This window comes from Psychrobium sp. MM17-31, from assembly GCF_022347785.1.
GTDB lineage: Bacteria > Pseudomonadota > Gammaproteobacteria > Enterobacterales > Psychrobiaceae > Psychrobium.
In genome coordinates this window covers 314,579-339,149 of the sequence record NZ_JAKRGA010000001.1, presented here as the reverse complement: position 1 = coordinate 339,149, position 24,571 = coordinate 314,579, and the positions used below count along the sequence as shown (strand labels likewise).

Sequence of the window (24,571 nt, the reverse complement as noted above, 5' to 3'; positions counted from 1 at the left end):
ATGTCTACGCCATTTGAATTTAAAACATCATTCAAACTCGATAAAGCTCACTTTGCTGAGTGCTTTGACCAATCCGTCGTCGAACGACCGATGATGCAAAAATATCGCAATGCGATGATTTTAACAGTCGTTGGCCTATTGCTTATTTTTGTCGTAGGCACTAACCAATATGCGGCGTTTTTTGTGGTTGCAGTTGCTGCGCTTGAGGCGTTGAGTGTTTATTACAAACGCACTTGGTGGTTATGGCGTCAAATGCTATCGAAAGCTTATAATCATCAAGTGGATTTGATTATTGATGAGCAGGGTATTACCACTAAGTCATTTCACGTCAACAGCAAGCTGAACTTCAGTGATGTGTCCAAGCTAAAACAGAGTGATGTTGGCCTCCTGCTCACTCATTCTGCGGGTGTCAGTTATATTTCCAAGCAATGTCTCACGCCAGAGGTTGTCGATTTTATCACTCACAAAATTTCTTCTTAATTGATAGCGCTGGGTAAATTGAGCAAGAGATTGAGATGTAAAAAAATATCAAAAAAATCGCTGTTTAAAATTGTAGCGACAGCGATTTTACGCTAATCTATCGCCGTTATTTTTTGAGAAGTATTCTTATTTAAAAACACCACCAATTTCTTACAAGGATGTGACTCGTCATTCCAACGTATTTTCGTTGAATTTACTGCTATCTGCAGACTCCTTTAAGTTATTGTCATAAAAATATCGCGCTTTGATGCTATCGTCGAACAGCGACTAATAGGTTTGCAGTTAAAAACTGTATTTTACGGGTGGATATTCCGCTCAATTTTAATTCCCCAAACACGGAGTAACATACAATGGCAGATTGGGAACAAGAACACCAAGAAGCAACACAAGGCCCAACGGAAGCAGCAGTTAGTGCAAAGGGTCCAGTTGCCTTAGATAGTTATGAATTTAAATTCGGCGAATACCTCAGCAATGGCTGGAGTGTTTTTGCTAAAAACATGGGTGGCTTCATCGGTTTTACCGTAGTAATGCTGCTTATCAGTGTTGTACTAAGCTTAATTCCAATTATCGGTCAAATTGCTAATCTCGTTATTAGTGCACCATTAATGGCCGGTTACTACGTTGTAGCGCGTAAAGTAATGAACGGTGAAGAAACATCATTTGGTGATTTCTTCGGTGGTTTTGATCACTTCCTACCGTTATTTCTTGCTTACTTAGTATCTAGCATTTTCATTATGATCGGTATGTTCTTATTACTTATTCCAGGTATCTACTTGGCGATCGGTTACATGTTCACATCACTGATGGTAATTAATCGCGACCTAGGTTTCTTTGAAGCAATGGAAATGAGCCGTAAATTGATCACTAAGAAGTGGTTCGCATTCTTCGGTTTCGCTCTAGTTATCATGATCATCAACATCATCGGTGTGATGTTATTAGGTCTAGGCCTATTGTTCACACTGCCGTTCACTGTGTGTGCTATCGCTGTTGCGTTTGATGACATCGTAAACAAACAACTTGCTTAATTTGAACTAAAATTATGCAGGTTAAGAACCCCGTTGGCTGCGAAGCCAGTGGGGTTTTTTATTGGCTACATCTTGTATCACGAGCGCGGCGTGTTATGCTTCACGCCAAAATTTTGTATACAGTTTTGAGGTCGATATATGAACCAGCAAACGCCATATGCCATAGGCACACCGGGCGAAGCTTGGCAACAAGTTCACAAAGCGAAGTGGCTCGCTAATCAGCAAATCAAGCGCAGTTTTTTCGATGAAGTGCTAACGAAAGCAAATCAATTGAATGAGCTAAGTACAGTCAGCGAGACACTGGAGTTGGTTCAGTATGGTGAGCTCAACTATAGCGAAGTGATTTCAGGCAGTAGCAACTACCCGCTATTAGCGTTTAAATCTAAACAATGGGATAACGCGAAAAAAACACTCTTGGTGACAGGTGGTGTTCACGGTTACGAAACCAGCGGTGTGCAAGGGGCATTAGCCTTTGTTGAGTTAGCTCATAACTACCCGCAATTTAATATTCTAGTGGCGTTTTGCGTTAGCCCTTGGGGTTACGAAACGATTAACCGCTGGAACCCTCAAGCGATTGATCCCAATCGCTCTTTTTATCAAGATAGTCCTGCGCCTGAATCGGCTCAGTTGATGGCATTTGTAAAATCCTTAGCTATCATAATTGATGTTCATGTCGATTTACATGAAACCACAGATACAGATAACAGCGAGTTTCGACCTGCATTGGCGGCGCGTGATGGCCTGGAGCACACCAATTGGAATATTCCTGATGGCTTCTATTTGGTCGGCGATACATTAAAACCAGAGCCAGCGTTTCAACGCCATGTTATCGAGCATGTTGAAAAGGTGACGCACATTGCACCTAGTGATGATAATAATTGCTTAATTGGTGCGCCATTAGAGCAGTTTGGTGTAATTAACTACGCAACAGTTGAACTGGGGCTATGTGCGGGTTTTAGTAATGCAACTTATTGTACAACCACCGAAGTGTATCCAGACAGCCCATTAGTCGATGATAAAAACTGCATCGATGCACAAGTTGCCGCCGTTGTTGGTGCGTTAGATTATGTGATTAAAAATAATTAATAAATTGAATATTGTATCCAATCTTGTGGTTGGATACACTAAACCACATTGTTAAGTATTCAATGTGGTTACCCAGTGACAGATTCAAATCCTACCCAGCAGCAATCTGAGTTTTTAGCCAGTCTTAATTCCCAAGAGCACGCTCACAATCATCAGCTTAATCAATTTGCCAAAGATTACGTGACATTATCGCTTGGCGTTGGTGAGCACAGTGAATATTTCGTCGATGCCTATTATGGTCCAGAGGAATGGCGACCAACAGGCGATGCGCAGTCTCTAACCTCTCTGACACAAGATATAAAAACGCTTTGTGAATTATTAACAGGCGGTGACATTGCTGCAGATTCTTTTCTATATCAACGCCATCAATTCTTACTCATTCAATCAAAAGCATTGCTGTTTTACGCACAACAACTGGCTGGCCAAACCGCAAGTTATGAGCGTGAATGTGAGCTACTTTATGACGCCAAAGTGCCATTTTTTGATGAAGTCTATTTTGATGATGTTTTACGCTCACTTGATACACTAATTCCTGGCGAAGGCGAGCTCAATAAGCGCTTCGCTAACTATCGACAACAGTTTATTGTTTCGCCTAGCAAACTAAGCACAGTGTTTGATGCGGCCATAGAAGAAGCGCGTAAACGCACCTTAGCCCGCATTGACTTGCCAACGAATGAGAACTTTAGGGTTGAGCTAACTAATAATCAGGTGTGGAGTGCTTACAATTGGTATAAAGGCAACAGCTATAGCTTAATTGAGCTTAATACTGACCACCCTATATATATTGAACGGGTCATTGATTTAGCCGCGCATGAAGGCTATCCGGGACATCATGTGTTTAATGCGCTAATCGAAAAACATTTAGTCAATGAGCGCGGTTGGCTTGAATACAGCATTTATAACCTCTACAGCCCAGTATCGCTGCTGGCTGAGGGCAGTGCTAATTACGGCATTGAAGTGGCATTTCCGTGGGATGAGCGCCTAGCGTTCGAACGTGGTGTGTTATTTCCACTTGCTGGATTAGATCCTGAGCAAGTCGAGCAATATTACGGTATTCAGCGTCAACTTCATCGCTTGTCCTATGTCGACAACCTAATAGCTCAGCGCTGGATTAACGGTGATATCGATGACGATAAAGCCTGCGATATGTTGGTTAAATATGCCCTAAATAGCCCAGAGCGCGCTAAACAACGCTTAGCCTTTATTAAACACAATCGCGCCTATGTGATGAATTACAACTACGGCCAAGATTTGGTAAAACAATACCTCGCAAAGCAAGTTGCTGATGATTCCCATGATGCACTTTGGCAAGCCTTTACCGATTTATTAGCTGAGCCAAAAACAGCATCTATGATGGAGGGGACTTAATTTTCTCATATAGGTGCGAATTTTTAGTAATGGGAATAACATGGTGTGCTTTCGCGAATTTCAATTAAGCATTCATATCTCACAAGTACACCAAAATATACTCAGATATTGAAATGTGTGATTGATAGAGTAAGAGTCCGCTAACGCGTCATTTTCTTAACGAAAACCACCACGAATAAGGCGAGGGTGAAGCTGCCGAATAAGGCTTCGATAGCGGCTAATACTCGCGATAAGCCGGTGGGGGTGATATCGCCATAGCCGAGCGTGGTAAAGGTCACAATGCTGTAGTAGAGGCAAGATAAAAAGTTTTCAATGTTCTGCTGACCACTTAGCGTGCTGTCATAGTTAATCATATTGCCGTTATACATCACGCCGCTAAAGAAGAATAACACTGAAAAGATAATGATTACCGACCACGTGAAGCCGACCACGCGCATTGGTTGTTCGCCATAACCACAAAACATATCGACGATTTTAGAGACAATGCGATTAACAGACCACAGCGGCATTTGTTTGCGGCGCATGATCATTTCACGTTGAAAGAAATTTCCGGCGGTTTCAAATAGTCCCTGTTTTTCCGACACCAAGCGCAGGTTGCGATAGACTTCTTCAGCTTGCTGGTATAAATCGAGTTTTTCTTCAGTAGATTTAGCGACATTGGCTTGTTGCTCTTGTAGCGCATAGTCTCCCCAAATAACATGCTCTAGCTTGGCGCCTTTGAAATTGGTGCCTAGCAAATTGCAATTGGTGAGGTTGGCACAGTGCAGATTGGCAAACGAAAAGTCAGCTTTCATCAGCGAGCTGCCGGATTAATCGAGTTTAAAGCAATGGGCGTGATTAAAGTCGCTGTGATAGCAATCGGCGTTGTGGAGCTGATAGCCTGTTTTTGAGGCGCGATTGACGAGGTTGACGTGACTATAATCACCGTTTGCTAGCGCGAAGTTTTCCATCGGTTGACCACTACGTGCCCGCTCACCTAATCGTTCTTTGGCGTCAGGTAATTGGCCTAACGTTCCATCTTGCCATGCCGAATCATTTACCGCATTTACATCCGCTGCTTTATCCATAAATCGCTCTCAATTTAAAGGAATAAATTAATCTTGCGGTATTTTGTGGGCCTTAGCAAGTGGCGAGAGTCTTCGCCACTTGTGAGAAAAGAGCCAGTTAAGCTAAATCGCTAGCGAGTAGGCTGCCGGTAATATTGAGTTTGTTTTTATTGAGATCGGTAATGGCTAAGGTCACTTCGTCGGTGATCTTATAAACTACTTCATCGTTAACGCTTACCGTGCCTGCTTCGCTATCACTCTTTAATGCTTTGCGATCTTTGTGAATATTGCTAAAAGGAATGAATACGGTAGCGCCATTTTTTACAAGGCGTGCTAATACGCCGCCGCGGTTAACGTTAAAGATTTGCGCCTTAAACTTTTGCTTATTCTTAGCTGCATGATGCAGAAAATCAATATACAGCCAAGCGCATAAATCGCGCTCAATGGTGCGCTGATTGTCGCGCTGAGTTTTTAATTGGAGTGCATCTTCTGCCGTTGGTAACGGCGGCATATCATCACCGCAAACTGCTGCTTTGATTAAACGATGATTGGTTAAATCGCCATATTTGCGAATTGGTGATGTCCAAGTGGCGTATTGCTCAGCGCCCAAACCGTGGTGTGGTTGTGGTTGATGGGCAATATTGGCATAAAGCTGAAATTTACGTAGTCTTGCTGCGAAGTAGTTATCACTGCGTGATGTTAATTCACGCTGCAATTGACAAAAGCCGCCGCTCGTTAGTAGGTGCTCTGGATGGTAAATGTAACCTTGATCGCCCAGCAATTCAGCAAGTTTTTTGACCTTATCGCCGTCAAATCCCGGATGGGTATTAAAAATACCGCCGTTTTCATGCTTGGCGAGTAGTGCTGCGCCAGAAATGTTGGCACAAAGCATAGCTTCTTCCACCATTGAATTGGCAACATCGTGATGGCGAATATCAATGCCGCTGATTTTGTTCTCAAAATCGAGTTTTAATCGATAATCTGGCTGATTATCAAATAGCTGGGTGTTTTTTCCACGCCACATACTGCGCGCAAAGGCAAACGCGTTTAGTGTGGTGAGTGCTTGGGCTAAACCATCAATAGCTGGCAACTGTGCTTGCTCACCGTTGACGAAATTTGTTACTTGCTGATAGCTTAGTTTCGCTTTAGAGGTAATCCACGCCAGTTCAAATTGTGCATCAGATTGCAGTTGGCCACGGGCGTTAATTTCCATGCTACATACCAATGCTGGACGAGTGACATCGGGGCGTAGTGAACAAATATCGTGACTCAGTGAATCAGGCAACATGGTGGTGGTGCGTGCTGGAAGATAATGGGTATAGCCACGTGCTTTCGCCGCGATGTCAGTGTCATCGCCAGCGGTGACATACGCAGATGGATCTGCTACCGCAACCTTAAGAGCCCAGTCGCCATTGTCTAGTGCGATAATACTAATGGCATCATCCATATCCTGAGTGGTTTCACCGTCGATAGTGAAAAATAACTCGTCGTTAAGATCGCTACGTGCCAGTTCTGGTTTACGCAGAGGCCATTGTTCTTTATCGGCTGGTGGCTCAATTGGCACAACATCATTATTCATGTTGTGTTTAGCCAGTGTTACTAGCCATGGCAAAAAAGGATCGTTACTGGCGGCGACAACATCAACGATTTTAACTTTTAACACATTATTTGGCGCTTCGTTAAGAGGATGGCCTGTAAGTTCGCCGATGATGTAATCGCCGTGATCGACATAGAGTTCGCCGTCTAGAATCGCACTAATAGCACTGCCCTTATAAGGCGCAGGTGGTGTTACTGTTAGTTTGGATTTGTTGAGATTTACACGGCCGATAAAAGAGGCTAATGCACTTGAAACTAGCGCAACTGGGGTTGCTTGCTCTTTGCCTTTATCGCTTGAAATAGTCGCACTAACGATGTCGCCATGCATGACTTTTTTCATGTTGGGCGGGGCGATAAAGTAGCTTTTTCCATCTTCGGTTTCTAAGAAGCCAAAGCTTTTGTCAGTGGTTTTGACGCGTCCTTCGGCTTTAGGGAGTGATTCTTGAATATTTTGTTTTAGTTGTGCTAATAGCGCGTTGTCTTTAAACATTGCGTGTTCTCTCATTTCCAATGGCGTGACTATATTGGAAATGAGAGTGTATTGCTAGCTTGGTGAGGGCAAACAGACTATTTTTGTTGCGCGGAATAAATTTGCTTACCGCCGACCCAAGTGCCTATGACCTTAGGTTGCCAAATATCAGATATCGGGCTTTTGAAGATGTTTTTATCAATGACGATAAAATCTGCCCATTTTCCTGGCTCAAGTGTTCCTAGCACCTTGTCTTGATGGGCGCCATAAGCGGCATCTAGTGTAAAGGAGTTAAGGGCTTGGGCCAATGTCATCGACTCATGAGACAACCAGCCAAGCGGCGGTTGATTGTTTCTGTCTTGACGGGTTACCGCTGCATGAAGGCCATAAAACGGGTTAGCGTATTCGATTGGAAAGTCAGAGCCTGAAACAACGCGGACACCGTCATCGAGCAAGGTACGCCAAGCGTAAGCGCCTTTAATACGTGCATGACCAACGCGATTTTCTGCCATATTCATGTCACTTGTGGCGTGAGTGGGTTGCATCGATGGCAACACGCCAAGGGGTTTAAAGCGCGGTAAATCACTTGGTTTAACGACCTGAGCATGCTCGATGCGATGACGTAAATCGCGCGACTTTTTGTCTTTATTAAATTCTTCAAAGTAATTTAGTGCTAGGTGGTTAGCTTTGTCGCCAATCGCGTGAACATTAACCTGAAATCCTGCATCAATGGCTTTTTTCATGTTGTCTTTTAACGATTTAGGGGTATGAAGCAATAAACCCGTGTTATCGGCATCATCTGTATAGGGCTCTAACATAGCCGCACCACGTGAGCCTAAAGCGCCGTCGGCAGATATTTTGACGCTGCGGATCACCAGTTGGTCATCCTTGGTATTAATAATGCCTGTTTTTAGCATTTGCGGGTAATCGTTTGCAACAACAGATAACATGCCGTAGACGCGAATTGGTAATTGCTTGTCTTTAGCCATTTCGCCGAGCGCGCGATAAACTTGACCGCCAATGCCTGCATCGTGAACGCTGGTAATCCCGATACTTGCTAAGTGATCGCTGGCGAGGGAAATCGCATTTTTGATTTCGCTATGAGAGCTTGATGGAATTTTGGCTTCTAACAAATCCATGGCGTTGTCGATAAGCACGCCCGTTGGCTCGCCGTTTTCATCTTTAATAATCTCACCGCCCGGTGGTGATACGCTATCACGAGTGATGCCTGCTAGGGCTAAGGCTTTGCTGTTAGCCCAACCAGCGTGGCCATCGATACGGCGTAGCCATACTGGCTTGGTGGCAATTTTCTCATCGAGTGACTTTTTAGTTGGGAAGGCTTTAGTTGGCCACAATTCTTGATTCCAACCACGGCCGCGGATCCAAGAAAGTTGAGGGTTGTTTTTAGCAAAGGCCACTACTTTATCGACGCTGGCGCCTTCACTGCCAACTTCACGGAGCGAAATGCGTTGTAAATTAAGCCCCAATCCTGTGACATGGCCGTGTCCATCAATCAGTCCTGGTAACAGTGTTTTGCCGTTTAAATCGATAATTTGTGCTTTAGGGTATTTAGCTTGTAATGTTGCAAAATCACCTGTGGCAACCACTTTGTTGTTATCAACCACCATGGCACTAAATTGGCTGAGCTGGCGGTTTGGCGTATGATAGCCTTCGAAATTCTTGTAAAGCTCTGCCGCGTGAAGTGGCAAGGCGAGGGTAGCGCCTAATCCTAGCGCTGTTATTATTGTTTTTATCATTGTAATTAACCAGATATATGGATATAGCATTGAGTTATAAGAAATGCAGCTTAGGTAAATTAGCCCGTTAGTGCAAGGAATAATCGATAGAGAAAAGTATGACTAGTTTTATAAAGAGAAGTAACGATAGTGCAATCAAGATCGACATCGTGTCTGATGTATCTTGTCCTTGGTGTGCCGTTGGCTATAACGAGCTTAACAACGCCATTTCGCAATTTGAAGGCGAGGTAGACATAGCTTGGTTGCCGCTTGAGATTAATCCGGATATGAGTAAGGAAGGACAGGATGTCACCAGTTATTTATCGCAAAAATACGGCATGACATCTGAGCAGCAACAGCAAAATATGGCGATGATTGAATCTCGAGGGCACGCGGCTGGTTTTGAATTTAAGCCAATGAAAGATCGCCATGTTTATAACAGCTTCGATTGTCATTGTTTACTTCACATCGCCAAAGAATACGACCTACAAACACCACTAAAGCTCGCGCTACTATCGCTTTATTTTCAACGTGGTGGTGATATTAGTGATCGAGAGTTGTTATCAAATGCTGCAATCGACGTTGGTTTGCCAAGCGATGCAATAGCTAAGGCATTTAACGATGAGCAGTTGCGACAAGACGTGCGTGTTGTGATGCAGCAAATTAGATCTGCAGGTGTCACCAGCGTGCCGACGCTTATTGTGAATAATCAATATGCAATTGCAGGAGCGCAAGGAGAGGCTGGGTATTTAGATATTTTGCAGCAAGTGGCGGCCATGGAAAAATAGCGATAAAAAAGCCCCGATTTTGACGGGGCTTTGATAATTAACAAAAATTAACTTTTGGTGCTTTATACTAACTGGCGCATTCGCTCTTGCACCACTTCAACCAGTTTGTCTGGCTGGAACTTAGAAATAAAGCGGTCGCAACCCACTTTTTCTACCATCGCATCGTTGAACTTGCCACTTAACGATGTGTTTAAAGCAATGAATAAGTCTTTCATGCGTGGGTCGTTGCGGATCTCATAAGTGAGCTTGTAACCATCCATTTCAGGCATTTCGGCATCGGTGATCATCATCAAGATTTCATCCGTCACGTTTTTGCCTTCATCCGCCCATCCTTTAAGTAGCTCTAACGCTTTTAAGCCATCGTAGGTTTCAATAACTTCAATACCTACGGCAGATAAGGTTTCTCGAACTAGATTACGGGCGGTAGAGGAGTCATCGACAATCAATACTTTCTGGCCGTGCAAATGATCGGCAATTTCTTGATCTAATACGTCATCTGAAATAGCGGTATCATAAGAGATAATCTCAGCTAACACTTTTTCTACATCGATGATTTCGACGATGTTGTTGCGATTATCACGTTCAATCTGAGTAATTGCTGTTAAGTAATGACCACGTCCGGCTGTCTTTGGCGGCGGCTGAATACTTTCCCATGTGGTATTTACGATTTGGTCGATTTGTCCCACTAAAAACGCTTGGATAGTGCGGTTGTATTCGGTGATGATCAAATTACATTTGTCGTTAATTTCCAGCGGTCGCATACCTATGGCTTGCGGTAGATTAATCACCGGAATGGTATTGCCACGCATATTAACCACACCAACAACTGACGGGTGAGAGCCAGGTAGTGCCGACAAGCGAGGTAAACTAACAACCTCTTGCACTTTAAAAACATTTATCGCGAAGGTTTGCATTGAGCTAAGGCTAAACAACAGTAGCTCTAAGCGATTTTCACCAACGAGTTGCGTTCGTTGGTTAACAGAATCCATTATAGTTGACATCTCGTTTCCTTTACCTTGCTTTGATCTTGAATAACACACTCAATCGTTAAAACATCCTTATTTGAGATTGAATGGACGGCATATTTTTAAACTTTAACGAAAGTTCTTGCTTATTACTACTAGCGTTTAGTGTTTATCGCTGGAAAATATGAGTTTTTATGCTACCTGCGGCATAAAACAGGTTTTTTCTTGCCAACAATGATGTTTATTCTCACCGCTTGGGTATAATGAGCGCCAATTTATATTTCAGCGCCTAAAAGGTAAATTTAATGAGAGTATGTGCCGTAGATTTTAAAGACAATCACGCTAATATTTGTTTATTACACAAAGAAAATGATGTGTTCGATATTCCAGATTGTCGTCAGCATCGATTAACCGTGCAACAGGTTAATGACACTGAACAACTACGTGACTTCCAATTTGCCTTTAAGAAATTGATGGAAGACTACAAGGTAGATCGCGTGGTAATCACCGAGCGTATTGCCAACGGTAAACATGCAGCAAAGATGTCGACCTTTAAACTAGAAGCGGCGCTGCAAACTTGTGCAGATTTGCATGTTGAAATCGTACCAATGACGGTTGAAAAGCAATGGTTAAAGCACAGCCCACCACCGGTTGAGTTTAAGCACACTGGTTTGCGTCCATTCCAAGAAAAGCCATTTATGACGGCTTACGCTTACCTTAGTAACTAATCCAAATTTTTGGTTAAAGAGTGGTGCGGTTAAGCAATACGCAATCGCACCACTTTCATAATTTCCACCTCAAATCCCGCAACTTGTTTCACACTTGGATAATAAGTGACATTAACGCGTGCACCAGTTAACGAACGATAGGGTTGTTTGCGCTTATAGATGAAGGGCACTGAGACATTGTCAATCATGATGGTGTTAACATACCAATCATCTTCTTCTCGTTGTACGTGAGATTGTACTTTAACATCCGTTGAGTGAGTTAAGTTTGGATGCTTAGCAAGCATGCTGTTGACAGGTGATTTGGGCATAACGGATTAATGTCAGATAATTGGGGAGAGCATTGTATGACGTTGGCACCACAATTAAAATACATCTCGGGTTATCCGCCGAATATTGTAGCGCAAGTAGAGCGACTTATTGCAAGTAATAAGCTGAAAGGTTATCTCCTTAGCCGTTATCCGACATGTCACGATATCACCAGTGATAAAGCGCTTTACCAGTATACGCTGGAGCTTAAAAACACTTTTATCAAAAAGTCTTCACCGTTATCTAAAGTGATATTTGATGACAAAATTCACGCCGTCAATCACGCGTTGGGAACCCACTCCTTTGTGAGTCGGGTGCAAGGCAACAAGCTTAAAGCGAAAAATGAAATCCGTATCGCTCGTATGTTTAAAGTTGCGCCATTGCCATTTTTGTCGATGATTGTGGCTCATGAATTGGCGCACATTAAAGAAAAGGCCCATAACAAAGCCTTTTACAAACTGTGCCAGCACATCGAGCCTGATTACTTTCAGTTAGAGCTAGATACTCGCCTTTATTTAACGCAAATCGAGTTTTTCGGCGCAATTTATTAATGCTTTAGTTGTGCTTTGGCGCTGTTTATTGACGGATAACTTGTGATAGGGTAGCTGCAAAATTGCTAAGCCAATAGCAAAGAGTATAAGTGATCAGGAAAATCAATGAGCAAGGCGCCAAGCAGTAAAATAATAAATCATTACGTTAACGACCTACAAACCGCTACAGTGAAACCTTTAGGGAGTGGTTTGATTAATGCTACTTATCTAGTAGAAGAACAAGAGCAGCGCTTTGTATTGCAAGCTATTAATCATCATGTGTTTCCTCACCCGCGCAATATTGTCGAAAATAGTTTGACCATAGCTACACACCTGTCGCAAAAACAAGCGGATTATCCGTTTGAAATCATGAAACCGCGCGCATCTAATGATGGCTCATATCTTATCGAGTGCCGTGAGAGTGAAGAGCAGACTACGTGGCGTGCGTTAGAGTTTATCGATGGCAGCATTTCGCTCGAGCAAATGGATACGCCTAAACAAGCGTGGCTTGCAGCTAATGCCTTTGCTAAATTTAGCATGGCGTTAGCCGATCTCGATATTCAGACAATCAAACCCATTATTGTTAATTTTCACGATCTCACCACTCGTATGCAGCAATTAGCAACCGCGCAAGAGAGTGCTGACAGTAATCGAATTAGCAATGCAAGCACGCTACTCGACGCTTTTCTTGGCGAAACGCTTTTTATTGAGCAGGTGACAGCCTTAGTGAATGAATTGCCGCAGCGCGTTACTCACAACGACACCAAGATTAATAACCTATTGTTCGATCGCCAATCGATGAAGCCAAAAGCCGTTATTGATCTCGATACCTGTATGCCTGGCTATTTATTGCATGATTTTGGCGATATGGTGCGAACTTGTTGCAGCTCATTGGCGGAAGATGATGCGAATGTTGACGCGATGGAATTTAAGACTGAGATTTTTGAGCAGTTAATGGATGGCTATTTAGCGGGATTAGATGACAGCATTTCTGATGCTGAAAAGCAGTCGCTACTCGTTGGCGCACGTTTGATGCCGTTTATTATTGGCGTGAGATTTTTAACGGATTATCTTAACGGCGATTGTTACTTCTCGGTATCGCGTGAGGGGCAAAATTTAGACCGTGCCGCCAATCAGTTTAAACTGTATCAACTCGCATCTGAATATATCAGTAAGATTAAAAAATAGACTTACTTTGTTTGTATATTAATCACTTAAACGGGGGCTGAGTCAAAGCATGATTTAGTTCACCGTTTTCAATAATCGTTGTGTTATCGTTGCCAGCTATTTTAATTACAACGATAACAAGCGGCGTCTTATGTCTACACAGCAACAGTTTAATCTTATCGCAATCGAAGGGAATATTGGCGTCGGCAAATCGACTCTACTACCTAAACTTATTAGCGAACTTAACGAGCACAGCAGCGAGCAATGGCAGCTGATTATTGAAGATGTGGATACTGATCCAGAATTTCAACGTTTACTAAAAGCGTTCACAGTAGATCCTACTAAACGTATTGAATTCCAACGCTACATCACTAACAAGCGTGCTGATATTTGCCAAAACTTAGATCCAAATTACAACTACGTCATCGAGCGTTCACTATTTTCTGATCTGGTGTTTTGTCAAGCAAACTTAGCAGAAGCCTGTCGTCCAGATGGCAAAGATTTAGATTACTACTACGACATTCAAGAAAAACTAAAAGACTACCCACAAGTGAGTGCGGTAATCTACTTAAAATCTGATCCTGTTATTTCGTACAAACGCATGCTAGAGCGTGCACGTGACGCTGAAGCGGGCACATCACAAGAGTATTTGCAGTTAATTTCAGATTGTCACGATACTTTCCTACCGCACATTTGTCGTCGTTATAACACACAATTAATCGTGCAAGAGTGGACGGATTTTGGTTGTCATGAGCAATTAGCACAACGCATTCTTAGCGACGTTTGCCCACAACTGGCAAAAGAATTAGAGACTGAGCTTGCTTAAAGACTTCTTTAGCACTATAGACATTTTAGCCCGCTATTAGCGGGCTTTTTTTATCTCGGCATTAGTATTAGGCAGATTGTCGAATTCATTAGTTACGCATTTATTTGTAAAATAGTGCCATTCATGGTTAGTTAGTATAAGAAATTACCTTCAAAGGAACCGAGGGACTAGGAGTATTAGATGCCTCATCGACACGGAATCGCACGCTTAAAGGAATTGCAGCCACTGGAATCTGGTCTGTTTTACTTTTCTATTGTCGCCTGTTTATTTGTTGGTCCCTTCACCGTTTACCGTTTTATGCTAGGCCATTGGTTTCAAGCCTTTGTCGATACCTATGTCTTAATTCTAGCCAGTTATTGCATGGTGCAAATTTATCGCCGTGGTACTAGCGATTTCCTACATTTGATTGTGTCTATTTCGCTCGCGGCTGCAGCAGCTTCAGTCACTGCGGCCAATGGAGTAAATTCAATTTATTGGATGTATCCAACTATCGCCATTAGCTTCTTTTTAGTGCCCTTGAACACCGCGCTTATCATCAGCGGACTGCTTATTCTCACTATATCTGCAATTATTTACGATCCCGATTATCTCGCTCGCACTGCTACTATTGTTATCACTATGATGGTGAGTTATTTATGTACCTATTTTATTTTTAGATCCTATCGAGAGATCGAAAATAAACTTAAACGCCAAGCACAAATCGATGCATTAACAGGTGCGGGAAATCGGTTGGCTTTTGATAAAGAAATTAAAAAGGCACTTGAATTATCAAAATGCGATAAGCAGTCAGCGGCCTTATTGATGTTTGATTTAGATGATTTTAAAACAATTAATGATAGCTTTGGCCATGATGTCGGTGATCGTGTATTAATTGAAACCGTTGAATTAGTCACTAATAATATTCGCGAAAGCGACCGCCTATTTCGCTACGGTGGTGAGGAGTTCGCTATTATTCTTAGCGCAACAGAAATCACTGCGGCATTGCGAGTGGCAGAGAAAGTTCGCGCTACTATTGAGGCTTATGACTTTGCCGTTGAAAGACCTATCACTATTTCCGGTGGTATTACGCCGTGTAAAGGCCATTTCGATACCAACTCATGGATAAAATCAGCTGATAATTTGTTGTACACGGCTAAAGACAACGGTAAAAACCAGATCGTCCATTGAGCGGCGAATATCGTCAGAATAAATGTATCTAACCCAATCGTAGGAACCGTGTTATAGTCTAGTTATAAATTCTTATTTTGCGAGTTAACGCCATGAGTAATACGTATTCGCAAAGGGACTTGGCTCAGCTCGATAATGAGTTGGCACGATTACAAGAAATAGAATCTTACGAGATCCTAGATACATTGCCAGAGCAAGAGTATGACGATATTGCTTTGTTGTCGGCGCAAATTTGTAACACCCCAATGTCGACAGTTGCCATCGTTGACGAATCCCGAAAATGGCATAAAGCCAAATACGGCTTAGATAAAGAATACGTTCCCCGCGATTTTGCCATTTGCTCCCACACCATTTGTGACGACAAGATGCTCATTGTCGAAGATACCCATAAGCACGATGTATTTAAGCACATTGGTATCGTTAATAATCCACCTTACGTTAGGTTCTATGCTGGCGTGCCGCTAATAAACGAAGCAGGACATGCCCTTGGCACCTTGTGTGTTATCGACACTAAACCCAACTCGTTGACGCAATATCAGCAGCAAGCATTGCAAGCGTTAGCTCGTCAAACCATGGCATTGTTAGAGCTCAGAAAAGCCTTGGCCATCAGTCAGCATTTAGAAAAACGAGTTACTGAACAAAATCGTCAGTTAAAGGCCCTCAGTCAAACCGACGAATTGACTAATTTATTCAACCGCCGTGTTCTCGATAGAGAGTTGAGTCGTGAGCTCAAACGCAGTAAGCGTTATGGCGGCGAGTTTTCATTATTGATGATGGATGTTGATAACTTCAAACAGCTCAATGACTCTCAGGGTCATGCCACGGGTGATTTGGCTTTGATCGCTATAGCAAATTTACTTAAACAAGAGTCACGGGATACCGACTTTTGTATCCGCTTTGGTGGCGACGAGTTTATGCTGTTAATGTCCAACACCAACGCAAAACAGGCGCAAGATATCGCCTGCCGAATTCGTCAACGCGTAGCACAACATCAAGGAGTGCTAGTTGATCTAACCTTAAGTATCGGTGTTGCTCATATCGAGCAGTTTGACCTGAGTGAATGCGATATCTTAAAGCTCGCGGATCAAGGGTTATATCGAGCGAAGCGACAAGGGCGCAATCAAACGGTATTGATGACACCCACGTTTGTTGATTTGTAACACTGGAAGACATAAGTTGAACAAAATTCATGGTTTGATGAAATTAAATCAATTTTATTCATGATAGGTTGTAGGTAAAAATACACTCATTGAATTAGCTCTCCACATTAAGGCTTTATCTAATGAGTAACGAATTTAACTTTACTATCAAACGCATTAAGTTTGATGAAAACTATCAACCGTCTGATAACACACGCATCACTACCAATTTTGCTAACTTGGCCCGTGGCGAAAGCCGTCGGAGTAACCTGCGCAGCGCGTTAACCATGATCGATAACAGCTTTAACGCGTTAGCCCATTGGGATAATCCCCATGGTGATCGCTATGCGTTAGAACTAGATATCGTATCGGTAGACATCGACATTGAGGGCAGCGGTGATGCCTTCCCTTCGATTGAAATCCTTAAAACTAATATTCTAGATCGTCAAACGGGCGAACGTATCGAAGGCATTGTTGGCAATAACTTCTCGTCGTATGTACGCGATTATGACTTTAGCGTTTTGCTGCTCGATCACAATAAAGATCGCGCAGGGTTTAGTGTGCCTGACGACTTTGGTGATTTACATGGCAATTTATTCAAATGCTTTGTTAACTCATCAACTTACAAAGCGCACTTTAAAAAGCCGCCAGTGATCTGTTTGTCGGTGTCTGACAACAAAGTGTATCAACGCACCGAGAATCAGCATCCAGTATTAGGGTTTGAATACACGCCAAACGAGTCTTCACTTACAGAGCAATACTTCCAAAAAATGGGGCTGTCGGTACGCTACTTTATGCCAAAACACAGTGTTGCACCTTTGGCATTTTACTTCTTCGGTGACTTGCTTAACGACTACAGTAACCTTGAGTTAATTAGCACCATTAGTACGATGGAGACTTTCCAAAAAATCTATCGTCCAGAGATCTACAATGCCAATGCAGTAGCAGGCAACCGCTATCAGCCGAATTTGAAAAATGGCGATCATTCGCTAACGCAAATTGTTTATGACCGAGAAGAGCGCAGCCGTTTGGCGATAGAGCAAGGACAATTTGCCCGCGATAACTTCATTAAGCCGTATCAGCAGCTGCTGAATCAATGGTCGGCTAACTACTGTGCCTAAACGCGCCTTATTGTGAGAGATTAAGATGACTAAAAAAGTATTACCAACATCAACCGCTGGCAGTTTGCCGAAACCAAGCTGGTTAGCTGAACCTGAAAAACTGTGGTCGCCGTGGAAATTGCAAGATAAAGAATTAGCGGACGGCAAGCGCGATGCATTGCGCTTGTCATTGCAAGATCAAATTAACGCTGGCGTTGATATTGTTAGTGATGGCGAGCAAACCCGTCAGCATTTTGTGACGACATTTATCGAGCATTTGGCAGGCGTTGATTTTGAAAACCGCAAAACCGTGACTATTCGCAATCGCTATGAGGCCAGCGTACCTAGCGTGGTTGGCCCAGTATCTCGCATCAAGCCAGTATTTGTGGAAGATGCTAAGTTTTTACGCCAACAAACTGACAAGCCGATCAAATGGGCGTTGCCGGGGCCGATGACGATGATCGACACCTTGTATGATGCCCATTATCAAAGCCGTGAGCAGTTGGCGTGGGAATTTGCCAAAATCCTCAATCAAGAAGCGAAAGAGCTAGAAGCGGCTGGGGTCGATATCATTCAGTTTGACGAGCCAGCGTTTAACGTCTTTTTTGATGATGTAAACGAATGGGGTATTAAGTGCTTAGAGCGTGCTATCGAAGGCTTAAAATGTGAAACCGCAGTACATATTTGCTATGGCTACGGCATTAAAGCCAATACCGATTGGAAGAAAACCTTGGGCAGCGAATGGCGTCAATACGAAGAAGTCTTCCCGAAACTACAGCAATCGAATATCGATATTATCTCGTTAGAGTGTCACAACTCTCGCGTGCCAATTGAACTGCTTGAATTGGTTCGTGGTAAGAAAATAATGGTGGGGGCGATTGATGTCGCCACCGATACGGTTGAAACTGCAGAGCAAGTGGCAAAGACGCTACGTAAAGCGCTTAAATACGTCGACAGTGATAAGCTTTATCCTTGTACCAATTGTGGTATGGCGCCACTGGCTAGCGATATAGCTAACGCTAAACTAGCGGCATTAAGCGCTGGTGCACAGATTGTGAGACAGGAATTAGTAGGTTAATTGAACTCGGTTACCTAAAAAGTAAAAAGGCCGCTGCAGACGAGAATTCCGCAGCGGCCTTTTTGTTTGAACACTCAACTATAAAATCAATTGCGCCAACATACGCGCGCCAGTGATAAGTAACACTACAGCAAAAATCTTTTTAAGCTTATTGGCATCGAGCTTTGCCGCCAGTGCCGCGCCAACAGGAGCAAATAACACGGTAAGCGGCACAATACAGGCGAAACCGACAATATTGACCAGACCAAAGGTGCCAGCAGGCGCATCGGCCGGAGTTTCACCTAGTAGCAACATCGTTGCTGCGCCGGGCAATGAAATCAGTAAACCAATCGCAGCAGCAGTGCCAACAGCTTTATGGGCAGGGTAGTTAAATACTGTTAACAGTGGCACCGAAATAGTGCCGCCGCCAATGCCGACCATGGCGCTGAAAAAACCTGTGCCACTTGCCATTACCCCTTGACCTGCAGCATTTGGCAGACGCTCAAATAGCGCGGATTTACCAGTGCGAAATAGCATATTAAGCGCCGATAAACTCGCGATTGTGCCAAATAGTGCTGTGAGGTAAGTGCCATCAACACGAGTCACCAGATAACTTCCCGCCAACACGCCGATAAAGATAAATACGCCCCAACGTTTTAAGAGCTCAACATCGACATTGCCTTTGCTCTTGTGAGCGCGTATTGAGCTAATTGAGGTGGGAATAATTGTCGCTAGTGATGTTGCAGTAGCAATGACCATGGCTGACTCTGGCGATACGCCAAAGCTTTGAAACAAAAAGAATAATACGGGCACTATTACGATGCCGCCGCCAACGCCAAGTAGGCCCGCTAGAATGCCCGCGAATATGCCAGTGGCGACTAGCGCGAACAGGGTTGATAAATTACTGGTGATAAATTCAAGCATGATGTTATCTATGGTTAATGGTTAAAAGAAGTAAAAACGCCGTTGATTATGTAATACTGAGCTGTTCATATTTTCGCTAGAGATGAAGCGCGGCTAAGTCCCGTCATTTCGCGTCTTAAATCAGAAATTGCCCAATGCAAAAATCAGGGATGATTTTTGAGTATTTGCCGCATGGATGCGGATCAAATACGGTATTGATAAGGCAATTAATTATTTAAGAATCAACGCGAAATTTACGGGTCGCCTTTCTTTTGGTTACTTTTCTTTGGCGACGCAAAGAAAAGTAACTGGTGTGCTCGCACAAAATTCAAATTAATCGAATAATTTTTTAGCACACCAAATGGTTCTTCACATATCAATAGCATCGTTAATGTTTAAATAAATTTATATTCCCCCTTCACTTAGGGGGAATATCGATTACTCTGGATCGTAACTCAGATTAGGCGCTAACCAACGTTCAGCTTCTTGCAAACTCATGCCTTTGCGTTTGGCGTAATCTTCTACCTGATCTTTTTTAATATCGCTAACTCCAAAGTAACGTGATTCTGGGTGAGCAAAGTACCAACCCGATACAGCTGCTGTTGGGAACATGGCAAAGCTTTCGGTGATATTAAGGTCGATATCTTGATCTGGCGTTAATAACTCCCACAACAGCGCTTTTTCAGTGTGATCTGGACAGGCGGGATAACCCGGCGCAGGGCGAATACCTTTGTACTTCTCCTTGATAAGCGCTTCGTTATCGAGCGTTTCATCGCTGGCATAGCCCCAGAACTCTTTACGTACGCGCTCATGCATGTGCTCTGCAAAGGCTTCGGCGAGGCGATCTGCAAGGGATTTAAGCATAATAGCACTGTAATCATCGTTGGCGGCCTCAAAGCGTTCAACGTGCTCGTCGATACCAATACCTGCGGTGACCGCAAAGCCACCCATGTAATCAGGCACACCGGAATCTTTCGGGGCAACAAAATCGGAAAGGGCATAGTTGTGATTGCCACCTACACGCTCTAATTGCTGACGCAAGTGATGGGTAGTCATTAAAACTTCTGAGCGTGACTCATCACTGTAAATTTCGATATCGTCGTAATTAACGCTATTAGCAGGGTATAAGCCAATTACACCGCGTGCTGTTAACCATTTCTCATCGACGATCTTTTTAAGCATTTCCTGTGCATCGGCAAAGAGTTTAGTGGCTTCTTCACCAACAACTTTATCCTCTAGAATTTTCGGGAATTTACCGTGTAGCTCCCACGAGCGGAAAAACGGTGTCCAGTCAATGCGATCGAGTAAATTCTCTAATGGATAATCGTCAAATACCTGTTTGCCAAGTACATTAGGTTTAGCTGGTGGATTGTTTTCATAATCAAAAGTGCAGCGATTCTCACGCGCTTGTTCGATGCTCACAAGTGTTTTGCGATTCCCTTGCGCGAGACGTTTTTCACGCATTACATCGTATTCTTGATAATGCTCATCAATGCAGGCTTTGCGCGTTTTATCGCTAATTAAACGCGTTACAATTGGTACGCTGCGTGAGGCATCCGCCACATAAAGTGCGCCGTATTCATAGTGAGGCGCAATTTTCACGGCGGTGTGAATTTTCGAACAGGTCGCACCGCCAATCAGTACTGGCACATCAATGCCTTCACGAGTAAAGGCTTTTACGTTGTGCACCATTTCATCCAGCGATGGCGTGATCAGGCCTGATAAGCCGATAACGTCAGCATCGTTTTCTTTAACGCATTTAATAATGTCTTCAACGCTTACCATCACCCCTAAATCAAACACTTCGTAGCCGTTACATTGCAATACGATGCCAACGATATTTTTGCCGATGTCGTGCACATCACCTTTAACGGTTGCCATCACCACTTTGCCGTTGGATTGGCCGGGTGTTTTTTCTGCCTCGATAAATGGGTTGAGGTAGGCCACCGCTTGTTTCATTACACGGGCTGATTTTACTACTTGCGGTAAGAACATTTTGCCAGAGCCAAAAAGGTCGCCAACGATGTTCATGCCATCCATTAATGGCCCTTCGATAACCTCAATCGGTTTGTCGAACATCACGCGCGCCGCTTCGGTATCTTCGTCGATATATTCTGTAATGCCTTTAACTAACGAGTGGGCTAGTCGCTCGTTAACTGGCAGTTCGCGCCACGATAAATCTTGAACATGGGTTTTCGATTTGCTGCCCGCGTTGCGATATTCTTCGGCGACTTCGAGCAGTTTCTCGGTGGCATCTTCGCCGTGATTAAGCACTGCATATTCCACCGCGTCTTTTAAATCGGCTGGGATATCATCGTAAATTGCCAGTTGCGCGGCATTTACAATCCCCATGTTCATGCCAGCTTTAATGGCGTGATATAAAAATACGCCGTGGATGGCTTCACGCACTGGATTATTGCCACGGAAAGAGAATGAGACGTTAGACACACCGCCTGACACACCCGCGTGAGGCAAGTTTTCGCGTATAAAACGGGTAGCCTCAATAAAGTCTACCGCATAATTATTGTGCTCTTCGATACCAGTGGCAATCGCGAAAATATTAGGATCGAAAATAATGTCTTCTGGTGGGAAGTCTACTTTTTGGGTCAGTACGTCATAAGCGCGCTGACAAATTTCTACTTTGCGCTCATAAGTATCGGCTTGGCCGTCTTCATCAAACGCCATCACGATTGTGGCTGCGCCGTAACGCTTAATAAGCGTGGCTTGTTTAATAAACTCTTCTTCGCCTTCTTTAAGAGAAATCGAGTTCACTACGCATTTACCTTGCACGCATTGCAGGCCGGCTTCGATAACGTCCCATTTAGACGAATCAATCATAATAGGTACGCGAGAAATCTCAGGCTCTGAGGCAATGAGGTTTAAGAAGCGCGTCATGGCTGCTTTGGCATCGAGCATGCCTTCATCCATGTTGATATCGATGATTTGCGCTCCAGCTTCTACTTGGTGTAGCGCTACTTCTAATGCCGTGGTGTAATCTTCTTCTTTAATAAGACGTAAAAAGCGCGCCGAGCCAGTAACGTTAGTACGTTCACCCACGTTGGTATAAAGCGAATCTTCAAAGATATTATATGGCTCAAGCCCTGACAGGCGACAAGCTACATTGACTTCTGGCAGCTGACGCGGCGCGGTGCTGTTTAATGCTTCACTGATTTTTTGAATGTGCAATGGCGTGGTACCACAACAACCACCAACGATATTTAAAAAGCCGCTTTGCGCCCATTCGTTAATGTAGCCCGCCATTTCAATAGCATCGAGATCATAGCCGCCAAATTCGTTCGGCAGGCCAGCATTGGGATGGGCACTTACTGGAAATTCACTGATACGTGATAATTCTTCTACATATTGGCGTAATTCCGCTGGGCCAAGGGCACAGTTAAGGCCAATCGAGATTGGTTCAACGTGACGTAGTGAGTTGTAGAATGCTTCGGTCGTTTGTCCGGTGAGGGTACGGCCTGAGGCATCGGTAATGGTGCCAGAAATCATCACTGGCAATTTAAAACCAATGTCGTCAAACACGCTTTCAATGGCAAACAAACAGGCCTTGGCGTTTAGCGTGTCGAAGATGGTTTCTACCATCAAAATGTCACTGCCGCCTTCAATTAGTGCAAGCGCTGATTCGCGATAGGCCTCAACTAGCTGATTGAAGGTAATGTTACGAAAGCCGGGGTCATTGACATCCGGCGAAATACTACAAGTACGGTTGGTTGGGCCAAGTACACCTGCCACAAAACGCGGTTTCTCAGGCTCGCTAATCGCAAATTCATCCGCCACTTCACGGGCTATTTTCGCGGAAACATAATTGATTTCACGCGAAATAGATTCCATCTCATAATCCGCCATCGCAATAGTGGTGGCGTTAAAGGTGTTGGTTTCAACGATGTCAGCGCCAGCCGCGAAATATTGACGGTGAATGTCTTTAATCGCTTCGCTTTGAGTTATCGATAATAGGTCATTGTTGCCTTTGATCGCACAGGGCCAATCTTTAAAGCGTTCGCCGCGAAAGTCTTCTTCATTAAAATCATGCGCTTGAATCATGGTACCCATAGCGCCGTCTAAGATCATAATGCGATCTTGAAGTATCTCTTGTAACTGACTTTTTAAATGACTCTTTGTGTTAGTACTAGATTGACGGCTCATAACAAATAACCCTAACTGCTATACATTGAAATGGTAAAGATTTACACGTATTAGACGTTTGGACGTCTAGACGTTTTCGTCATACTACAACGGTTATTGCAATATGACGAGTGTTATTTGTTATAACTTAGCAAATTTGGTGGATTAATTAAGTGGGGCTTGGGTTAGTTAGCATTTGCAAATGCTAACTTAGCCGCAAAGGCAATAAAGCCACTGCCTGCTCCAGCACCAGATAGCGCTGAGACTTTTTTATGTTTTCTAAATAAATGGGCTAGGGTCGAGCCTGCATAAATCAGTGTTGCTAAATAGAGCAAACTAAAAACTTGCAACGTAAGTGCGAGGATCAAGAAAGGTACTATTGGTTGTGAATATTGCGGATCAACAAATTGCACGAAGAAAGACAGGAAAAATAGAATCGCTTTCGGATTAAGTAGGCTCATCAACAATGCTTTGTTAAAGGCTTTTTTGCCTGAAATGTGATTAGTATTCTGTACATGGATGTCGATAGATGAGTTGCTCTGACGCCATGTTTTTAGCGCATTTGTTAATAGGTTATAGCCGATATAAACAAGATAGGCTGCGCCGGCATATTTGATAATCATAAATAGGGCAGGATAGGTGGTTAATAATGTCACGGCTCCCAGCGCCGTTGCTAACATGAGTAATGAATCACCTAAAAAGACACCAGCAACCGCTGACCAACTTACCTTCTGCCCATGCTGTGCGGCGAGTGACAAGACATAAAGCGAATTAGGACCGGGTAATAATACGATAAGTATCGCGCCGATGACATAAGTAACGTAGTTAATGACGCCGAAGTATTCCATAGAGATTTTCTTGTTTAGTCATGTTGAGTATGAGGAATTAAAGCATAAGTTTCATAATTAGTGCATTAGGCTAACGTGTAAAATAACTCATCTACACCAGCAAT

The 24,571-nt window shown here is 43.5% G+C and carries 22 protein-coding genes; 13 read left to right on the top strand and 9 right to left on the bottom strand.

Annotation, left to right across the window (positions count from 1 at the left end):
* From MHM98_RS01460 to MHM98_RS01445, 4 genes are all read left to right on the top strand, one after another.
* On the top strand, positions 1 to 480 hold the full coding sequence (locus tag MHM98_RS01460; protein ID WP_239437348.1) for a YcxB family protein: 480 nt from the start codon (positions 1 to 3) through the stop codon (positions 478 to 480).
* 350 nt (positions 481 to 830) lie between these two features.
* On the top strand, positions 831 to 1,505 hold the full coding sequence (locus tag MHM98_RS01455; protein WP_239437346.1) for a hypothetical protein: 675 nt from the start codon (positions 831 to 833) through the stop codon (positions 1,503 to 1,505).
* 138 nt (positions 1,506 to 1,643) lie between these two features.
* Complete coding sequence (locus MHM98_RS01450) at positions 1,644 to 2,591, top strand: M14 family metallocarboxypeptidase (protein WP_239437344.1); 948 nt, start codon at positions 1,644 to 1,646, stop codon at positions 2,589 to 2,591.
* A 75-nt stretch (positions 2,592 to 2,666) separates the two neighbouring features.
* A complete protein-coding gene (locus tag MHM98_RS01445) occupies positions 2,667 to 3,959 on the top strand; it encodes a hypothetical protein (RefSeq protein ID WP_239437343.1) in 1,293 nt (430 codons plus the stop codon).
* Between the two features lie 140 nt (positions 3,960 to 4,099).
* Here the strand turns inward: MHM98_RS01445 and MHM98_RS01440 are convergent, their stop codons facing one another.
* The 4 genes from MHM98_RS01440 to MHM98_RS01425 form a co-directional block, all read right to left on the bottom strand.
* Positions 4,100 to 4,753: an ion channel gene (locus MHM98_RS01440; RefSeq protein WP_239437341.1), complete on the bottom strand. Its 654-nt coding sequence runs from the start codon at positions 4,751 to 4,753 to the stop codon at positions 4,100 to 4,102.
* Between the two features lie 15 nt (positions 4,754 to 4,768).
* The gene (locus MHM98_RS01435) at positions 4,769 to 5,026 is read right to left on the bottom strand and encodes a hypothetical protein (protein WP_239437338.1); all 258 of its coding nucleotides are present in this window, start codon (positions 5,024 to 5,026) and stop codon (positions 4,769 to 4,771) included.
* A 97-nt stretch (positions 5,027 to 5,123) separates the two neighbouring features.
* Positions 5,124 to 7,091: an exoribonuclease II gene (locus tag MHM98_RS01430; RefSeq protein ID WP_239437337.1), complete on the bottom strand. Its 1,968-nt coding sequence runs from the start codon at positions 7,089 to 7,091 to the stop codon at positions 5,124 to 5,126.
* A 77-nt stretch (positions 7,092 to 7,168) separates the two neighbouring features.
* Positions 7,169 to 8,827 carry an amidohydrolase gene (locus tag MHM98_RS01425; protein WP_239437336.1) on the bottom strand — a complete coding sequence of 553 codons (1,659 nt, stop codon included), beginning with the start codon at positions 8,825 to 8,827 and terminating at the stop codon, positions 7,169 to 7,171.
* A 98-nt stretch (positions 8,828 to 8,925) separates the two neighbouring features.
* On the opposite strand from MHM98_RS01425, the gene MHM98_RS01420 reads away from it, so the two are divergent.
* On the top strand, positions 8,926 to 9,594 hold the full coding sequence (locus tag MHM98_RS01420; RefSeq protein WP_239437335.1) for a DsbA family oxidoreductase: 669 nt from the start codon (positions 8,926 to 8,928) through the stop codon (positions 9,592 to 9,594).
* A 62-nt stretch (positions 9,595 to 9,656) separates the two neighbouring features.
* On the opposite strand, the gene MHM98_RS01415 is transcribed toward MHM98_RS01420, so the two are convergent.
* Positions 9,657 to 10,595: a chemotaxis protein CheV gene (locus MHM98_RS01415; protein WP_239437334.1), complete on the bottom strand. Its 939-nt coding sequence runs from the start codon at positions 10,593 to 10,595 to the stop codon at positions 9,657 to 9,659.
* 269 nt (positions 10,596 to 10,864) lie between these two features.
* On the opposite strand from MHM98_RS01415, the gene MHM98_RS01410 reads away from it, so the two are divergent.
* Positions 10,865 to 11,287 carry a DUF3010 family protein gene (locus MHM98_RS01410; protein WP_239437331.1) on the top strand — a complete coding sequence of 141 codons (423 nt, stop codon included), beginning with the start codon at positions 10,865 to 10,867 and terminating at the stop codon, positions 11,285 to 11,287.
* A 29-nt stretch (positions 11,288 to 11,316) separates the two neighbouring features.
* Here the strand turns inward: MHM98_RS01410 and MHM98_RS01405 are convergent, their stop codons facing one another.
* Positions 11,317 to 11,595 carry a hypothetical protein gene (locus tag MHM98_RS01405; RefSeq protein WP_239437330.1) on the bottom strand — a complete coding sequence of 93 codons (279 nt, stop codon included), beginning with the start codon at positions 11,593 to 11,595 and terminating at the stop codon, positions 11,317 to 11,319.
* Positions 11,596 to 11,631: 36 nt separating this feature from the next.
* Here MHM98_RS01405 and MHM98_RS01400 point away from each other — a divergent pair, with 36 nt between their 5' ends.
* The 7 genes from MHM98_RS01400 to MHM98_RS01370 all read left to right on the top strand — a co-directional run bounded on the left by MHM98_RS01400 (position 11,632) and on the right by MHM98_RS01370 (position 18,600).
* Positions 11,632 to 12,144, top strand: coding sequence for a YgjP-like metallopeptidase domain-containing protein (locus MHM98_RS01400; RefSeq protein WP_239437329.1), 513 nt, complete (start codon positions 11,632 to 11,634; stop codon positions 12,142 to 12,144).
* Between the two features lie 105 nt (positions 12,145 to 12,249).
* Positions 12,250 to 13,311: an aminoglycoside phosphotransferase family protein gene (locus MHM98_RS01395; RefSeq protein ID WP_239437328.1), complete on the top strand. Its 1,062-nt coding sequence runs from the start codon at positions 12,250 to 12,252 to the stop codon at positions 13,309 to 13,311.
* Positions 13,312 to 13,441: 130 nt separating this feature from the next.
* Positions 13,442 to 14,116 carry a deoxynucleoside kinase gene (locus tag MHM98_RS01390; RefSeq protein ID WP_239437327.1) on the top strand — a complete coding sequence of 225 codons (675 nt, stop codon included), beginning with the start codon at positions 13,442 to 13,444 and terminating at the stop codon, positions 14,114 to 14,116.
* 180 nt (positions 14,117 to 14,296) lie between these two features.
* On the top strand, positions 14,297 to 15,283 hold the full coding sequence (locus MHM98_RS01385) for a GGDEF domain-containing protein (protein WP_239437321.1): 987 nt from the start codon (positions 14,297 to 14,299) through the stop codon (positions 15,281 to 15,283).
* 92 nt (positions 15,284 to 15,375) lie between these two features.
* Positions 15,376 to 16,443, top strand: a complete 1,068-nt coding sequence (locus tag MHM98_RS01380) for a sensor domain-containing diguanylate cyclase (RefSeq protein ID WP_239437320.1) — start codon at positions 15,376 to 15,378, stop codon at positions 16,441 to 16,443.
* Between the two features lie 122 nt (positions 16,444 to 16,565).
* The gene (locus MHM98_RS01375) at positions 16,566 to 17,543 is read left to right on the top strand and encodes a DUF1852 domain-containing protein (RefSeq protein ID WP_239437319.1); all 978 of its coding nucleotides are present in this window, start codon (positions 16,566 to 16,568) and stop codon (positions 17,541 to 17,543) included.
* Positions 17,544 to 17,568: 25 nt separating this feature from the next.
* Complete coding sequence (locus MHM98_RS01370; protein WP_239437317.1) at positions 17,569 to 18,600, top strand: methionine synthase; 1,032 nt, start codon at positions 17,569 to 17,571, stop codon at positions 18,598 to 18,600.
* Between the two features lie 78 nt (positions 18,601 to 18,678).
* On the opposite strand, the gene MHM98_RS01365 is transcribed toward MHM98_RS01370, so the two are convergent.
* The 3 genes from MHM98_RS01365 to leuE all read right to left on the bottom strand — a co-directional run bounded on the left by MHM98_RS01365 (position 18,679) and on the right by leuE (position 24,467).
* Positions 18,679 to 19,503, bottom strand: a complete 825-nt coding sequence (locus tag MHM98_RS01365) for a sulfite exporter TauE/SafE family protein (RefSeq protein WP_239437315.1) — start codon at positions 19,501 to 19,503, stop codon at positions 18,679 to 18,681.
* 417 nt (positions 19,504 to 19,920) lie between these two features.
* The gene (metH, locus tag MHM98_RS01360) at positions 19,921 to 23,640 is read right to left on the bottom strand and encodes a methionine synthase (protein WP_239437314.1); all 3,720 of its coding nucleotides are present in this window, start codon (positions 23,638 to 23,640) and stop codon (positions 19,921 to 19,923) included.
* A gap of 164 nt (positions 23,641 to 23,804) precedes the next feature.
* Entirely contained in the window at positions 23,805 to 24,467 is a 663-nt protein-coding gene (leuE, locus tag MHM98_RS01355) for a leucine efflux protein LeuE (RefSeq protein ID WP_239437312.1), read from the bottom strand.
* Positions 24,468 to 24,571 lie beyond the last annotated feature (104 nt).